The organism is Corynebacterium canis (genome assembly GCF_030408595.1).
Lineage (GTDB): Bacteria > Actinomycetota > Actinomycetes > Mycobacteriales > Mycobacteriaceae > Corynebacterium > Corynebacterium canis.
On the sequence record NZ_CP047080.1, the window covers coordinates 1623018 to 1638277 of the forward strand.

General features: G+C 61.1%; 11 protein-coding genes. 4 read left to right on the forward strand and 7 right to left on the reverse strand.

Going from position 1 to position 15260, the window contains the following annotated elements; all coding sequences use genetic code 11:
- Window positions 1-23 precede the first annotated feature (23 nt).
- The 3 genes from meaB to CCANI_RS07155 are packed head-to-tail and all read right to left on the reverse strand — an operon-like array spanning window position 24 to window position 5190.
- Window positions 24-1118: a methylmalonyl Co-A mutase-associated GTPase MeaB gene (gene meaB, locus CCANI_RS07145; protein WP_146323184.1), complete on the reverse strand. Its 1095-nt coding sequence runs from the start codon at window positions 1116-1118 to the stop codon at window positions 24-26.
- Between the two features lie 23 nt (window positions 1119-1141).
- Window positions 1142-3364: a methylmalonyl-CoA mutase gene (gene scpA / locus CCANI_RS07150; protein ID WP_146323185.1), complete on the reverse strand. Its 2223-nt coding sequence runs from the start codon at window positions 3362-3364 to the stop codon at window positions 1142-1144.
- Window positions 3365-3369: 5 nt separating this feature from the next.
- Window positions 3370-5190 carry a methylmalonyl-CoA mutase family protein gene (locus tag CCANI_RS07155; protein WP_146323186.1) on the reverse strand — a complete coding sequence of 607 codons (1821 nt, stop codon included), beginning with the start codon at window positions 5188-5190 and terminating at the stop codon, window positions 3370-3372.
- A 192-nt stretch (window positions 5191-5382) separates the two neighbouring features.
- Here CCANI_RS07155 and CCANI_RS07160 point away from each other — a divergent pair, with 192 nt between their 5' ends.
- Both CCANI_RS07160 and CCANI_RS07165 read left to right on the forward strand, forming a co-directional pair.
- Window positions 5383-6084, forward strand: a complete 702-nt coding sequence (locus CCANI_RS07160) for a TVP38/TMEM64 family protein (RefSeq protein ID WP_146323187.1) — start codon at window positions 5383-5385, stop codon at window positions 6082-6084.
- 30 nt (window positions 6085-6114) lie between these two features.
- A complete protein-coding gene (locus CCANI_RS07165; protein ID WP_146323188.1) occupies window positions 6115-6672 on the forward strand; it encodes a MarR family transcriptional regulator in 558 nt (185 codons plus the stop codon).
- A 340-nt stretch (window positions 6673-7012) separates the two neighbouring features.
- Here CCANI_RS07165 and CCANI_RS07170 read toward each other — a convergent pair whose 3' ends face one another.
- Complete coding sequence (locus CCANI_RS07170; RefSeq protein ID WP_146323189.1) at window positions 7013-7849, reverse strand: DUF3097 domain-containing protein; 837 nt, start codon at window positions 7847-7849, stop codon at window positions 7013-7015.
- Between the two features lie 27 nt (window positions 7850-7876).
- Between CCANI_RS07170 and CCANI_RS07175 the strand changes: the two genes are divergently transcribed.
- Window positions 7877-8563 carry an Rv1486c family protein gene (locus CCANI_RS07175; RefSeq protein WP_146323190.1) on the forward strand — a complete coding sequence of 229 codons (687 nt, stop codon included), beginning with the start codon at window positions 7877-7879 and terminating at the stop codon, window positions 8561-8563.
- On the opposite strand, the gene CCANI_RS07180 is transcribed toward CCANI_RS07175, so the two are convergent.
- The 3 genes from CCANI_RS07180 to CCANI_RS07190 all read right to left on the reverse strand — a co-directional run bounded on the left by CCANI_RS07180 (window position 8541) and on the right by CCANI_RS07190 (window position 12140).
- Window positions 8541-9620 (reverse strand): ferrochelatase, encoded by a 1080-nt coding sequence (locus CCANI_RS07180; RefSeq protein WP_146323191.1) that lies wholly within the window; start codon window positions 9618-9620, stop codon window positions 8541-8543. The genes CCANI_RS07175 and CCANI_RS07180 overlap by 23 nt on opposite strands.
- A 24-nt stretch (window positions 9621-9644) precedes the next feature.
- A complete protein-coding gene (locus CCANI_RS07185) occupies window positions 9645-11297 on the reverse strand; it encodes a DIP1281 family NlpC/P60 protein (protein ID WP_146323192.1) in 1653 nt (550 codons plus the stop codon).
- A 348-nt stretch (window positions 11298-11645) separates the two neighbouring features.
- Entirely contained in the window at window positions 11646-12140 is a 495-nt protein-coding gene (locus CCANI_RS07190) for an Rv1476 family membrane protein (protein ID WP_146323193.1), read from the reverse strand.
- 300 nt (window positions 12141-12440) lie between these two features.
- Here CCANI_RS07190 and acnA point away from each other — a divergent pair, with 300 nt between their 5' ends.
- Window positions 12441-15215, forward strand: a complete 2775-nt coding sequence (gene acnA / locus CCANI_RS07195; protein WP_146323194.1) for an aconitate hydratase AcnA — start codon at window positions 12441-12443, stop codon at window positions 15213-15215.
- The last annotated feature ends 45 nt before the right edge of the window (window positions 15216-15260 follow it).

A 15260-nucleotide genomic window follows, 5' to 3' on the forward strand; every position in this document is an offset into this window, starting at 1 on the left:
CAAGGGGTCCTTGGAATGTTGATTTATTCGGTGTCGAAGGCGTTCAGTATGCGTTCCGCCGCCAATGTCGGCGTGATCTGACCATCGCGAAGTTGGCTTTCCACCAACTTCTTCGCTGCCAACACCTCGGGTTTTGTGTTCAACCGTTGCAGGATAGTCTCGTGCACCATCGACCACATCCAACCGACCTGCTGCTCGCGCCGATTCTGTTCGAATCTGCCGCTGGCCAGCATGGCCTCGTGGTGCTGATTGACCACATCCCAGAATTCGTCGATGCCTTCATGCTCGACGGCGGACATGGTCATTGTGGGCGGGTGCCACAGCGCATCCTCGGGGCGCACCATGCGCATGGCGGCGGCGAGCTCCCGGGCTGCCCGCTTCGCGTTCTTCAGGTTGGGGCCATCGGCCTTATTGATGGCCACCAGATCAGCCATCTCTAGAACGCCTTTTTTAATGCCCTGCAATTGGTCGCCGGCGCCGGCGAGCGCAAGGAAGGTGAAGCAATCCACCATCTGCGCCACGGCCACCTCGGATTGCCCGACGCCAACCGTCTCCACCAAGATCACGTCGTAGCCGGCCGCCTCGAACACCACCATGGATTCCCGCGTGGCCTTGGCCACGCCACCCAATGTGCCTGCGGACGGAGACGGGCGGATAAACGCATTGTCCTGCGCGGAAAGCTTAGACATGCGGGTCTTATCGCCAAGGATCGACCCGCGGGTTTTGGTCGAGGAAGGGTCGATGGCCAGCACGGCCACCTTATGGCCCTCCTCGATGAGCTTCATGCCCAATGCCTCGATAAAGGTGGACTTGCCCACCCCGGGCACGCCGGTGATGCCCACCCGCAGCGCATTGCCGGAAAAGGGCAACAGCTTGACTAGGAGTTCTTGGGCCAAGACGCGGTGTGCCGGGGCGGTGGATTCCAGCAATGTGATGGCGCGCGAAATGCGGGTGCGATCGCCGTTGCGGACGGCGTCGAAAAGCTCATCGACGTCGATCCTGCGGCGTGCGCGTTTGATGATCTCCGGCGCCACGGCGGTTATCTCGCCGAGATCGGTTCCGGAGGTGGTCATCAGCGACCCCAAGTGGTGCTCGAGGTATTCAGAATCTTCCGTCATTTCGCTTCCCTCACAACTTCCGGTTAATCCTCAGGAATGGGCAGGTCAAATCCCAAGTTTGCAGACAACTTAGTGAGCATATCAATAGCGGAATCTGCAATGACCGTTCCAGGCGGGTAAATCGCGGCAGCGCCGAAATCGTAGAGCTCCTGGAAATCGCCGGGCGGGATCACGCCGCCGACCACAATCAGAATATCCTCACGCCCCAGCTTCTTCAGCTCCTCCTTCAAGGCGGGCACCAAGGTGAGGTGACCCGCAGCGAGGGAGGAAACGCCGACCACGTGGACGTCAGCATCCACCGCGGAACGCGCGGCCTCGGCGGGGGTTTGGAACAACGGTCCGACGTCGACGTCCATGCCCAAATCGGCGTAGGCGGAAGCGACGACCTTCTGGCCGCGATCGTGGCCATCCTGGCCCATCTTTGCGATAAAGATACGGGGGCGGCGACCTTCCTCAGCCTCGAAAGCATCCGCCATGGCGATCGCTTTCTGCACGTTGGACACGGTGCCTTCCTTCCCAACCTCGTCCTTATACACGCCGGACAGGGTGCGGATCTCGGCCTCGTGGCGGCCGAACACCTTTTCCAAAGCGTAGGAAATTTCGCCGACGGTGGCCTTAGCGCGAGCCGCATCCACCGACAGCTTCAGCAAGTTCTGCGACAGGTCACCTGCGACCTTATCCTCGCGGCGCGCGGCGTCGGTAAGCGCATCAAGCGCGGCCTGGCAAGCTTCCTCGTCGCGCTCAGCACGCAAACGGCGCAACTTATCCAGCTGCTCGGCGCGCACCTTGGTGTTATCCACCTTGAGCACTTCAATCTGCTCGTCTTCCTCGACGATGTACTTATTCACGCCAATCAACGCCTGGCGGCCCGAATCAATACGAGCCTGGGTGCGGGCGGCGGACTCCTCAATGCGCAGCTTCGGAATACCCTCCACCGTCGCCTGGGCCATACCGCCGGCGGCCTCCACCTCTTCGATATGGGCGCGGGCGCGGTTCGCCAACTCATTGGTCAGCCACTCGATATAGTACGAGCCCGCCCACGGATCCACCGGGCGCACCGTGCCCGACTCCTGCTGCAGCAACAACTGCGTATTACGGGCGATACGGGCCGAGAAATCCGTAGGCAGCGCCAGCGCCTCATCGAGCGCGTTCGTATGCAGGGACTGGGTATGGCCCTGCGTAGCCGCCATCGCCTCAATGCAGGTACGCGGCACATTATTAAACACATCCTGGGCGGTCAGCGACCAGCCGGAAGTCTGCGAGTGGGTGCGCAGCGACTGCGACTTCGGGCTCTTGTTATTGAACTTAGCCACCAGCTCGCTCCACAGCAGGCGGCCCGCGCGCATCTTGGCGATCTCCATGAACGTGTACATGGAAATGCCCCAGAAGAAGGACAGGCGGGGCGCGAACTTATCCACATCCAAGCCCACGTCCATGCCGGCGCGGATATACTCCACGCCATCCGCAAGCGTGTACGCCAGCTCCAAGTCGGCGGTGGCGCCGGCCTCCTGGATGTGGTAGCCGGAGATAGAAATGGAGTTAAAGCGCGGCATCATCAACGAGGTGTACTCGAAGATATTGGAAATGATGCGCATCGACGGCTTCGGCGGATAAATGTAGGTGTTACGGACCATGAACTCCTTCAGAATGTCATTCTGAATGGTGCCCGCGAGGCGATCCGGGGTCACGCCCTGCTCCTCGGCCGCAACGATATACAGGGCCAGCACGGGCAGCACGGCGCCGTTCATGGTCATGGACACGGACACGCTGCCCAAGTCGATGCCTTCGAACAATTGGCGCATATCCAAGATGGAGTCAATGGCAACGCCGGCCATACCGACGTCGCCGACCACGCGCTCATTGTCCGAGTCATAGCCGCGGTGCGTGGCAAGGTCGAAGGCCACCGAAAGGCCCTTCTGGCCGGCCGCGAGGTTACGGCGGTAGAAGGCATTGGACTCAGCGGCGGTGGAGAAACCAGCGTACTGGCGGATCGTCCACGGCTGGTTGGTGTACATCGTGGGATACGGGCCACGCATAAACGGCGGCATACCCGGGAAGGAATCCAACGGGTGCGGCGGGCGCTCATCGGTCCCGGCCGCGGCGGCATCACGATCGGCGCGGGTAAACACGCGCTTCACGTCGATGCCTTCCGGGGTGGCCCAGATCTGCTCCTTGGCGTCCACGGGCTTACCGTCGGTGGCGACGGTACGCTCCACGTTCGCAAAATTCGGGATGGTGGTGGTCATCTCTCCTACGCTCCCAACTTGCTTAGCAGCTCAGACAGGGTCTTCGCGGCGTCGATCTTCATATTCAAATACGCGTCCGCGCCATCGAGCGCGCTCGGGGCGCCGGCCAGCAACACGGTCTCCACGCCCGCCGCCCGCAACGCCTCCAACGCCGCCGCGCCGGACTCCCCATATTCGGGATCCGTGCCGCAAATCACGGCGATCGACGCGGACTTCGCGGCGGCCGTAAACTCCTCCGTACCAGGGACAACCTGGCCCGGATTCAACGCCTCAATCCCGCCGGAAGCCAACAAGTTCGTGGCAAAACCCGTGCGAATATTGTGCTTGGCCAACGGACCCAATGGAATCAGCACCGCCTGCGGGCGCTTCTCATGGGCCTCCAAATACGCGTCCGAACGGTTACGCAACGCCTCGAACTCCGCGGCCCACCGGCGCACCCCGGCGGGCTCCACGCGCAATTCCGGCGGCAGCGGGCGCTCCAACAAGTTCGGGAACTCGTTGATACCGGTCAGCTGCTTGCGGCGGTGCGCAATATCATCGCGCGTTACCTCATATGCCCCGTCCAAAGTCTCGCGGATAAAATCAGCGGCAGCGCTAAACCCGCCCAAGGCCTCCACCTGGGTAAACACGGCCCAGGCCTTATCGGCGAGATCGTCCGTAAAGTCCTCCACAAAGAAGGAACCACCGGCAGGGTCAATCACGTGACCCAAATGCGACTCCTCCAACAGCAACAAGTTCGTGTTGCGGGCAATGCGGTGCGCAAAGGTGCGAGACGTGTTCGGCAATCCGCCCGGCACGGCGTAATCGAACGGCAACACCTCCACAGCCGTAGCGCCACCCACACCCGCGGCAAACGCCGCCACGGTCACGCGCAGCATATTCACCCACGGATCACGCTGGCTAAACATCACCGGCGCGGTCACAGCGTACTGCGGGGCGGCACCAGCCTCCGGAGCACCCAATACCTCAGCCACCCGGGCCCACAATTCGCGGGCCGCACGGAACTTGGCAATCTGCGAGAACTGATCGTCCGTAGTTGCGAACCGGAACACCAGCTGCCCCAGCGCCGCCTCCGGCGACATCCCCGCACCGGTCAACGCACGCAGATACTCCACACCCGCGGCCAACGCGAAACCGATCTCCTGCGCATCCGTAGCGCCCTGATTAGAAAACGAAACCGCATCCACCGTAATCGCACGCACCCCCGCCGGCGCGGCGCTGGCAAGCTCAATCGCCTGGCCCAACGACACCGACTCGCTACCATCCACAGTGGCGGTGAGCGGCGCGGCGCCAAGCGTGACGGTGGGTTGCACCCCCGCGGCGTCGATAAGCTCATACAATGCAGCGGCAGCCTCAGGAAGCCCAGCGCCCGCCCGCAAATGCACCGGCGCCAGATCCAGCAACACATCCTTCAACAACGCCGCAATATCAGCGGCCCCCAACTCCCCCGTTAAATCCAACACCACATCCGTAGTGCCGTTATACAACGCGTGCAAAATCGCCTTATTAACCTGCTCGGCGGAAACACCGCCAAAAGTTTCGGTCACGCCCCAGCCGTAACGCTCGGCATTCGTACCACGCACAAACGGAAACGCGCCCGGCACGACGCTTTCCTCAGCCTCATCGGCGCGGGTATACAACGGGTTGACATCAATACCGTCATAATTCGTGCGGATCAGCTTCTTCCACACATCCAACGGAATATCCGCCACATCCTTCTTCTGAGTGCGAGCAAATACCCCCGCCACGGACTTATACCAAGCGTTCTGTTTCGCTTCGTAATCCTCAGGCAAGGGTATCCGCGCGCTGGACTGCGTGAGTGTCACAGTGCTCCCCTTCGGTTATCTGTGTCTAAATGAACATGCCAATTGCCAGCCCCGTGCGACAAGGGCTCACAATCTGAGTCTCAGTGTAACGCGGGATACGTTTTACACGCGCATATTACGCACGAAACGGGGGCAACAATGCCCGATTATGTGTTCTTACCCGGGCATGGCAGCCAAGCTACGCTAGACAGCATGTTTGTAGATTTCCTCCGCAGCGTGTCGCGTGATGCCTGGTACGCCATCATCGCCTGGCCGCTCTGGAAGAAAGTGCTCGTCGCGTGCGCAACCATAGTTACGGCGCTGATCGTGATATACACCGACATCGACCTAGCCACACTCAGAACCTGGTCCGCGCAAGCCGGGGCGTGGTTCCCCGCACTCTTCTTCATCCTCTATGTGGGGGTAACGCAATTACCCATCCCCCGCACCATATTCACCCTCAGCGCCGGCGTCCTCTTCGGGCCATGGCTCGGCGTTGCGCTAGCACTCACCGCAACAACCGCCTCCGCCGCGCTCTCCTTACTCATAGTGCGGCGACTACTCGGCGAATGGATGCGGCCCCGCCTCAAACACACCGCCGTCGCAGGAATCGACGCCCGACTACGCGAACGCGGCTGGCTCGCCGTACTCTCCCTCCGAATGATCGCCGGCGTGCCGTTTTCCATACTGAACTACGTGGCAGCCCTGACCTCCGTCAAGCTCCTGCCCTTTTCCACAGCCACCGCCATCGGATCCGCGCCCGGCACAATTGCCACAGTGGTATTCGGAGCGGCATTAACCGGGGAAGCCGACCCACGCGTACTGGCATTCACCATAGTCCTCTGCGTACTAGGTTTCGCCGGGTTAACCCTCGACGCCCGCATGCCTGTGCAAAACATCAAGCACACAAGGTAGATTCTAAGCATCTACTCATAAAGGATTGTTGTGTTTGCTATTCACGCTCGGTACCGCGGCCGCGAAGTACGCCGCGCCGACCTCGTGCGCCGCTCCGCCGCAGCCCTCTCCACGCTCGAAGGTGTTGGCGAATTCCAGCTGTTGGGGGTGGAGGACATATGCGCCGTCATCGAATCCGCGCAAGCCGCCACCGACACCACCATGGCGCTCCTCGCCGCCGGGGATTGGGCTGTTGGCATTGGCATCAGCAACAATGCAACCCGCGCGCGCGAAATAGCCGGTGCCGCCCTTGGCAAACACGCCCGATCCGGCACCGTCAAAGCGCGCATAGACGCCCGCGGCCCCGACGCCGCAGCACGCGCCACCGACGTGGCAGCGGTGTTTACCCTCCTGGGGCATGTGTTGGCGAAACGCTCCCCCGAAGGGCGCGAAGCCACCTCCTTGATGCGATCCGGGCTGAACCAAAACGAAGCGGCGCAGGAGCTGGGGATTTCCAAACAGGCCATGTCCCAACGCCTGCAAGCCGCCGGCTGGCAAGCCGAAACAGCAGGCTGGGAGCTGGCGGTGCACATGCTGGAACGGGCTTAGGTGTGTTGGGGTGGTGTTGGATGGCGCTGGGTGATAAAAATATAGATTTTGCCCACCTGAAAATGTCTCCGTAGGAGCCCCGCTGAGCGCTCGAAGTTGACTACCCATGGTGAACTATGGCCGAATTCCATTAACCGCGCCATTTTGATATGGTCTGTTGTGTAATACCTATTGTTCCACCGGGAGTTGAACGGTGTCTACCGATATTTTTTACATCAAAATCCCGAAATCTGTGTAAAAAATATCGCGCCGGCGACCCTGGGCGGCCCTGGATGATGAAAATTACACAGAATCCGCGATTCGTGTGTAAAAAATTTCATGCGGAGTGCGCAACCTATCGCTACGAAAGGTCCTCTTTGGAGAGTTCGGGGACGGTGACAAAGTCCACGAGGCGTTCCACTGCGCCGATCAGGGTGGCGTCGAGGTCTCGGAAGGAGGTGACGGCGTTGTACACGCGATTCCAGCCTTCCTTGGGATCGGACCAGCCGAGGCGCTGGCAGATTCCGGTCTTCCAATCTTCGTTTCGCGGGATTTCGGGCCAAGCGCGGAGGCCGAGACGCTCGGGCTTTACGGCGGCCCAGATGTCGATAACGGGGTGGCCGGTCACCAAAACGTGGGGGCCAACGCTGGCAGTCAGGCGGGTTTCCTTGGATCCGGTGACCAAATGGTCGGCCAATACCCCGACGCGCCTGCCTTCGCCGGGCTGAAATTCGGCCAGACGTTCGGGAAGATTATCAAGGCCCTCGAGGTACTCCACCACCACGCCTTCGACACGCAGATCGTGGCCCCAAACCTTTTCTACGATCGCGGCGTCATGGATGCCTTCCACCCAAATGCGGGAAGGCGCGGCGACTTTCGCCTCCAAGTTGGCCACTCGTTTCGAACCAGAATTGGAACGCTGAGGCGCTTGGCGGGCGACGTACCTGGTGAGGGTGATGGGGCGGCCGTCGATAAGAAATGCGCCGGGGCGCAGCTTGAATAAGTGTTCGCTACCGCGGCGGTCTTCGAGGCGGACGAAATCCCCGTCATAGGTGCGCTCAAAGCCGGTGACAGCGCCGACATAGCCGGTGGCCTTGACCTCGACAACCAAGCCGGGCTGGGCGGGAACCTCGGGGAACTGCGGGCGGGCGTTGCGGGAATGACCGGCGAAAATGTCACCTGCGTAGGGGTCTCTCATGGAATAACAGCCTATACTGAATCGGTTATGGATTTTCGTTCCCCCGTGTATTCGCCGCTGCAACACGCGGCAGTTTGGCTCGGCGGCTGGCTGCATGGTCACGTCGCCTTCGATGACCTTTCCGGAGCCTTTATCGAACTCTTTGGCGCCGCGCCGGATGTAGAACTAGTGCGCGAAATCCGGGCGGTGGCGCCGAGCGAAGGGCCCGCGTTACGGCTGGCGCTTTCGGGGCCTGGGGACCCCACTGGGCTCGTCGAAAAGGAGGCGCTCCTGGTGGGCAATGTAGCATTATCGCCGGTCACGGACGAAACGGGCGTGGCCACGGCGTGGAATTGGCGCGAACACTCGGGGCCGCTCTCGCTGCCTTACTACTCCCCCGGCGAGGCGGAATCTGCGCTTTCGGAAGCGACTCGTGAAGCCGCACTGATGATCGAACGCTCGGGCGTGCGCATACCCGTCGGCCGAGGTAATCCACGGCAGCTGGTGCGTTCATTGAGCGATCATTACGATGTGCCCGGCTTGCCTGCCAGTACCCCGCGGCGCGCCGTGAAGCTCTTTGCGCGGGCGGACTCCGTGGCGGCCATCGTCGAGGCCGTGCACAATCGCCTAGGCGATCACACTTTCGATCCGCAGCTGATCGGGCTGTGTCGGCACATTCGCCGCGCCCGCATAGCCGGCGTTGATTACACCCTTAGTGAATTTTCACGGGCCTAGACAGCGCGCCCGGCTTCGCGGAAACGCAACAATCCGAAGCGCACGGAGCGCCGTTCACGGTGCAGCCGCGGGATGGTTCCTCCCCGAGCCGCCGAGCCGGGGCTCCGCTAATATGTTCGCGAACCAGCTCTACGACCATTTGAGCGAATTCGGGGGTTGGGCCTGCGGTGCGGGTGCGTTCGATAGGCATGCGCAGGAGCTTGGCTTCCTCCGCCAATTCCGAATCCAGGTCCCAGACCACCTCGATATGGTCCGACACAAACCCGATCGGGCACACGATCGCCGCCCGGACGCCGCATTTGTGCACATCAACGATGTGATCCACAATGTCCGGCTCCAGCCACGGCACGCGCGGATCGCCGGAGCGGGATTGCCACACCACATCCCAATGGTCGAAACCCGCCGCCTGGGCCACCAGCCGGGCCGCCTCCCGGACTTGCCGGGAGTACAGGTTTTCCTGGATCCCGGAGGCCATGTCCGCCACCAGCGGGATGGAGTGCGCGGTAAACACCAGCTGCGCATCGCGCCGCGCGTGCTTGGGCAGCTTGTTGCGGGATTCCATCACCGCGTCGGTCATGGCCGCGATATACAGCGGGTGATCGTAGAAGTGGCGCAGCTTGGTAAACGTGATTTCCGGCAGCCCCGCCTGCGAGACTGCCTCCCGCATGTTCACAATATCCTCGTCATATTGCCTACAACCCGAATATCCGGCCCACGCCGATGTTGCGAACACGAGTGCGTTTCTCACGCCGTCTTTCGCCATTTGGATGGCCGTATCGCCCGCCATCGGGTGCCAGTTACGGTTAGCAAAATAGACTTTAAGCTTCACCTTTTGGGCGCGTAACTCTTGTTCCACGTTGTGAATGATCTCGCGGTTAAGGTCATTCAAAGGGCTGACGCCTCCGAAGTGATGGTAGTGAACCTCCACCTCATCGAGGCGCTCAGGGGGGATACCGCGGCCGCGGGTGACGTTTTCCAAAAATGGGCGAACGTCTTCGTGTCCTTCCGGACCCCCAAATGAGAGGAGAACCAGAGCATCGTACGTAGCACTAGTCATGGCGCAAAGATTACCCTGTGTAGCCTAAATCAGGCGAACCGCGTGGGGGCTCATGCCCGACCACCGCACTGGGGACACTTGCACTGCGGACCCGGACTGGGGGGCTTCTAACATGGTTCCATCACCTAAGTAAATCGCTACGTGGTGTTCAGCGTTTGGACCGTAAAAGATAAGGTCACCGCGTTCCATCGCACTGGGATCGATCTTCGTGCCGTAGTTGTATTGATACCCCGTGTAGTGCGGCAGCGAGATGCCCGCGCCGGCGAAGGCGTACAGCACGAGGCCGGAGCAGTCGAATCCGACTTTATTAAAATCTCCATACGAATCGGCTACGCCTCCATCACGGATGCCTTGCGTGGGTCCGCTCGCGTTTCCGCCGCCCCACGCGTAGGGGGTGCCGATTTGGGACATTCCGCGGCTGATCACCAGTTCGATTCTTTCGGCGCGTGACCCGCCGACGTCGACGCTCGCCGCCTGGCTCAGCGTTTGGTACGTGCCTTCGGTTTCGGAGGCGAAGGTGAGGGCATCGTCGGCGTCTTCGGTGGTGGGATACGGGCTGACGAGGGTTTGGTGGTCCGGCGTGTTTGCCTGGATTAGCGCCTCTGCCGCGAGTGCCGCTGCTGCGAGGGCGGCTTCTTCCAAGGCTTTCGCATCGATGGCTTGGGCTTGGTTTTGCGCCGCGAGTTGTTTGGCTTCTTCGGCTTCGGCGGCGGCTTGCTTGGCGCGCTCTTGGGCGGCTTGACGATCCGCAGCGGCCTGCGCAGCATCGGCCTCTTCCTGCGCCTTTTTAGCGTCCGCTTCTCGACGTCGCTGTTCCTCCGCCTGTGCCTCGGCTTGCCGTCGTGCTTCTTCCGCACGTGCCTCGGCGGCCTTTCGTTCCTCTTCGGCTTTGAGGAATTCTTGGTATTCGGCGCGTTGGCGTCCGAGATCTGCGGCATTGGCGCGGGCGATGGCGAGCCGTTGTTCGGCGTCGGTGCGGGCCGCGATCAATCCGGAACGTTCGGAATTTTTGGCGCGCAGCAGGCCGGTGTTGCGTTCGATGTCCCGTTCGGCTTGTAGCCGGGCTTCCTGGGCGGCGCTTTCCCGCTCCTCGGCTTGCCGACGCGCAAGTCTGAGCGAAGATTCCTCATTGGCGGTTTCGGTGCGGAGTTTCTCGAGGTGCGCGATGGCTCGGCGTTGCTTCTCGGCGCTCATTCGCAGATAGGTTTGCCTATCGAGGGCATCGTCCGTATTTGCGGTTCCGGCGGCCGCAGACACGCCGGGCGCGGTGGCGCCGCGGCGATATGCGGAACGTGAGATCTCATCGAGGATTTCCTGAGCCGAGGCAAGCTCATTCTGAGTACCTTGCAGGCGATCTTTCGCCTGGCGGGTTTCCTGACGCGCCGTTTCCGCAGCGTTTTGCGCGTCGTGCAGGTCCACCACGGCCTTGTTCACGGCTTCCCGCAGGCCACCCATTTCGTTTTCTAGGCGGTTGACCTCGGCGTCGGCCTCGGAGATGGAGGTGATCAGGCGGGATACTTCGCCGTTATTGCTGGAAACTTGGCGGTCCGCCTCTGCTATTGCTGCATCATCGGGATTTCTAGGTTGCGCTACTGCCTGGGCACCGAGCGTCAAGCCGGAAGCACAGACCGCGGTAGCGACGATCTTGGTCGCAACATTATGGAAGCGACGATTCACAGGCACTCCTTCTTGGCGCAGCTTGGACACACACACGAACCCCCGAACCGAATCCCTCACCCTGGTGCAAGCTTCCCCACATGACCGTACGCATCAAAGTGTTACATCTGATACTAGAATGACAGAATTCGACTCGTGAGCTGATACGAGAACCATAAGTCACAACAGCCACTCAAAGATACTTTCGATCCGGGGGTAGACAAAAGTAACGGCCAGCCCCAAGGTTGCGTGTGGGGCTGGCCTGCGCGGACGTCGATATGCATTTGTTATGTGAAACTTGTCACATTCCCCCATTTGGACGGCGCGGCATCGCCTACCGCGAAACGAGTTGTGAGAAACCCAAAGCCGTTAAGTCAATTCTTCACGCTTGACTGGGCGGAACGAAAGGGCCGCAAACACGGCCACGGCCACCACCGCTGCGAAGATCGCGGCATTGACCCAACCCCAGGAAACGGGGTCCTGGCCGAGGGTTTCGGTAAGCCACCGAAAGCTGGCCACATAGTCGTTATCCTGGAAAATCACGATCTCCGCGGCCTCGATCTCGGCGCGGCTGTGCTCGTTGCTCACGATGGTTCCATAGACCGGGGTGCGCAATACCACCGTGTCCACGTCCGTCATGTTCAGCAATTCCTGAGCGATGTTCCGCATGTCTGTGGGCACCGCCGGCATTTCATCGAGGACCACGAAGGCGTAATCCCCACGCCCATTTTCAGCCGCCTCTTTGACCACCTCGTGGAGGTACCCCTCCAAATCGGGGTACTGTTCGCCGAGCTGGCCGACCGCCACAGAGTCGTCTTTTAAGTCCTCTGCCAGCCGTTGAAGATTCTCTTCCGAAGGGGTCATGGGCATCCTTGGGGGTACGGTACTTTTGAGAAAAGTGTCATCCGCTGCACACATCGCAACCCGACCACGGGGGTAGGAAGCTCGTATACATCTGCGGATACGTGCACTTCATCTCTATCAGATGGTACCTGTGCGGGGGTGGTGCACACACCGCGGCGTCGAAAATTCAACAACAGAACGCCCGTACTGTTATGCTGTGGTTTGACCGCGTACCACGTGTTTGTCTGACACGTCGGCCCCAGCCCATGCTTTTCGCGCCGACGCTGATCACCCTTGAATATTTAGGAAGTGGAGCTCACTGTGACTGAAAGCAAGAACTCCTTTAACGCCAAGAGCACCCTTAACGTTGGCGAGAAGTCTTATGACTATTTCGCACTGAACGCTGTGCCTGGCATGGAGAAGCTGCCATACTCCCTTAAGGTTCTTGGCGAGAACCTGCTGCGCACCGAAGACGGCGCCAACATCACCACGGAGCATATTGAAGCCATCGCTAACTGGGACCCGACCGCTGAGCCCAGCATCGAAATCCAGTTCACGCCCGCCCGCGTGCTCATGCAGGACTTCACCGGTGTTCCCTGCGTGGTCGACTTGGCCACCATGCGTGAGGCAGTAAAGACCCTCGGCGGCGACCCGGATAAGGTCAACCCGCTGAACCCTGCCGAAATGGTGATCGACCACTCGGTGATCACCGAGGCGTTTGGCACCCGGGATGCGCTGAAGCAAAACGTTGATATCGAATACGAGCGCAACGAAGAGCGTTACCAATTCCTGCGCTGGGGTGCAGAAAACTTCTCCAACTTCCGCGTGGTACCCCCCGGAACCGGCATCGTGCACCAGGTAAACATCGAATACCTGGCACGTGTTGTGTTTGACAATAATGGCCTGGCATATCCGGACACCTGTATTGGCACGGACTCCCACACCACCATGGAAAACGGCCTGGGCATCCTGGGCTGGGGTGTCGGTGGCATCGAGGCCGAGGCCGCCATGCTCGGCCAGCCGGTGTCCATGCTGATCCCCAAGGTGGTGGGCTTTAAGCTCACCGGCGAGATTCCCGCCGGCGTGACCGCCACCGACGTGGTACTGACCATTACGGAAATGCTGCGCCAGCACGGCGTGGTGCAGAAGTTCGTGGAATTCTACGGCAATGGCGTGAAGTCCATTCCGCTGGCCAACCGCGCCACCATTGGCAATATGTCGCCCGAATTCGGTTCCACCTGTGCGATCTTCCCGATCGATGAGGAAACCACCAAGTACATGCACCTGACCGGCCGCCCCGAGGAGCAGATCGCGCTCGTGGAAGCCTACGCCAAGGCCCAGGGCATGTGGCTGGAGCACGACGCGCCGGAAGCCCAGTACTCCGAATACCTGGAGCTGGATCTTTCCACCGTGGTGCCGTCGCTGGCCGGCCCGAAGCGCCCGCAGGACCGCATCCTGCAGTCCGAGGCGAAGGCCGCGTTCCGCAAGGACCTGCCGAACTATTGCAACGACACCGAATCGGTGGCCCCCGTCAAGCTCGCCGGCAAGTTCGAACACAACTTCAACTCCTCGCGCCCGGGCAATGGCGAATCCGCCGCCGAGGGCGCGGAGGGTCGCGTGTCCCGCCCGGTGATCGTGGAATCCCCGCAGGGCGGCGAGTACACCCTGGATCACGGCATGGTTGCCATCGCCTCCATCACCTCCTGCACCAATACCTCCAACCCGTCCGTGATGGTGGGCGCGGGCCTGATCGCCCGCAAGGCCGCCGCCAAGGGCCTGAAGGCAAAGCCGTGGGTGAAGACGATTTGCGCCCCCGGCTCGCAGGTGGTGGACGGCTACTACCAGCGCGCCGACCTGTGGAAGGACCTGGAGGCGCTGGGCTTCTACCTGGCCGGCTTCGGCTGCACCTCCTGCATTGGTAACTCCGGTCCGCTGCCGGATGAGGTTTCCGCCGCCATCAACGAGCATGACCTGACCGCCACCGCCGTGCTGTCCGGTAACCGTAACTTCGAGGGCCGTATCTCCCCCGATGTGAAGATGAACTACTTGGCTTCCCCGATCATGGTGATCGCGTACGCCATCGCGGGCACCATGGACTTCGACTTTGCCACACAGCCGCTGGGCCAGGACCAGGACGGCAACGATGTGTACCTCACCGATATTTGGCCCTCCACCCAGGAGATCGAGGACACCATCACCGCCGCCATCACCCGCGAGCTGTACGAGGCCGATTACGCCGACGTATTCAAGGGCGACGCCCAGTGGCAGGCGCTGGAGATCCCGACCGGTAAGACGTTCGAATGGGACGAGGCTTCCACCTATATCCGTAAGGCTCCGTACTTCGATGGCATGACCATGGATCCGGAACCCGTCACGGATATCAAGGGCGCCCGCGTGCTGGCCAAGCTCGGCGACTCGGTGACCACCGACCACATCTCCCCCGCCTCCTCCATTAAGCCCGGCACTCCGGCCGCGGTGTACCTGGACAACAACGGCGTGGCCCGCCAGGACTACAACTCCCTGGGTTCGCGCCGCGGTAACCACGAGGTAATGATGCGCGGCACGTTTGCCAATATCCGCCTGCAGAACCAGCTGGTGGATATCGCCGGTGGCTACACCCGCGACTTCACCCAGGAGGGCGCGCCGCAAGCCTTTATCTTCGACGCCTGCCAGAACTACAAGGCCGCTGGCATTCCGCTGGTGGTTTTGGGCGGCAAGGAGTACGGCACCGGTTCCTCCCGCGACTGGGCCGCCAAAGGCACCAATTTGCTGGGTGTAAAGGCCGTGATCACGGAGTCCTTCGAACGTATTCACCGTTCGAACCTGATCGGCATGGGCGTGATTCCGCTGCAATTCCCCGCCGGCGAGTCCCACGAATCGCTCGGCTTGGACGGCACCGAGACCTTCGATATCGAAGGCATCGAGGAGCTGAACAACGGCGTCACCCCGAAGACGGTGCACGTTACCGCCACGAAGGTTGACGGCTCGCAGGTCGAGTTCGACGCCGTGGTCCGCATCGATACCCCCGGTGAGGCGGACTACTACCGCAATGGCGGCATCCTGCAGTTCGTGTTGCGTAACATGGCGAAGAGCTAAGTCCGCGCATTTGATTTTCCCACGCCTTATCCCACGCCTCATATT

Excerpts from the sequence above, each read along its gene's own strand:
- CCANI_RS07170 (WP_146323189.1), bottom strand. The coding sequence starts at position 7,849 with ATGAGAGACCCCTACGCAGGTGACATTTTCGCCGGTCATTCCCGCAAC.
- scpA (WP_146323185.1), bottom strand. The coding sequence starts at position 3,364 with ATGACCACCACCATCCCGAATTTTGCGAACGTGGAGCGTACCGTCGCC.
- CCANI_RS07190 (WP_146323193.1), bottom strand. The coding sequence starts at position 12,140 with ATGACCCCTTCGGAAGAGAATCTTCAACGGCTGGCAGAGGACTTAAAA.
- CCANI_RS07175 (WP_146323190.1), top strand. The coding sequence starts at position 7,877 with ATGGATTTTCGTTCCCCCGTGTATTCGCCGCTGCAACACGCGGCAGTT.
- meaB (WP_146323184.1), bottom strand. The coding sequence starts at position 1,118 with ATGACGGAAGATTCTGAATACCTCGAGCACCACTTGGGGTCGCTGATG.
- CCANI_RS07160 (WP_146323187.1), top strand. The coding sequence starts at position 5,383 with ATGTTTGTAGATTTCCTCCGCAGCGTGTCGCGTGATGCCTGGTACGCC.
- CCANI_RS07180 (WP_146323191.1), bottom strand. The coding sequence starts at position 9,620 with ATGACTAGTGCTACGTACGATGCTCTGGTTCTCCTCTCATTTGGGGGT.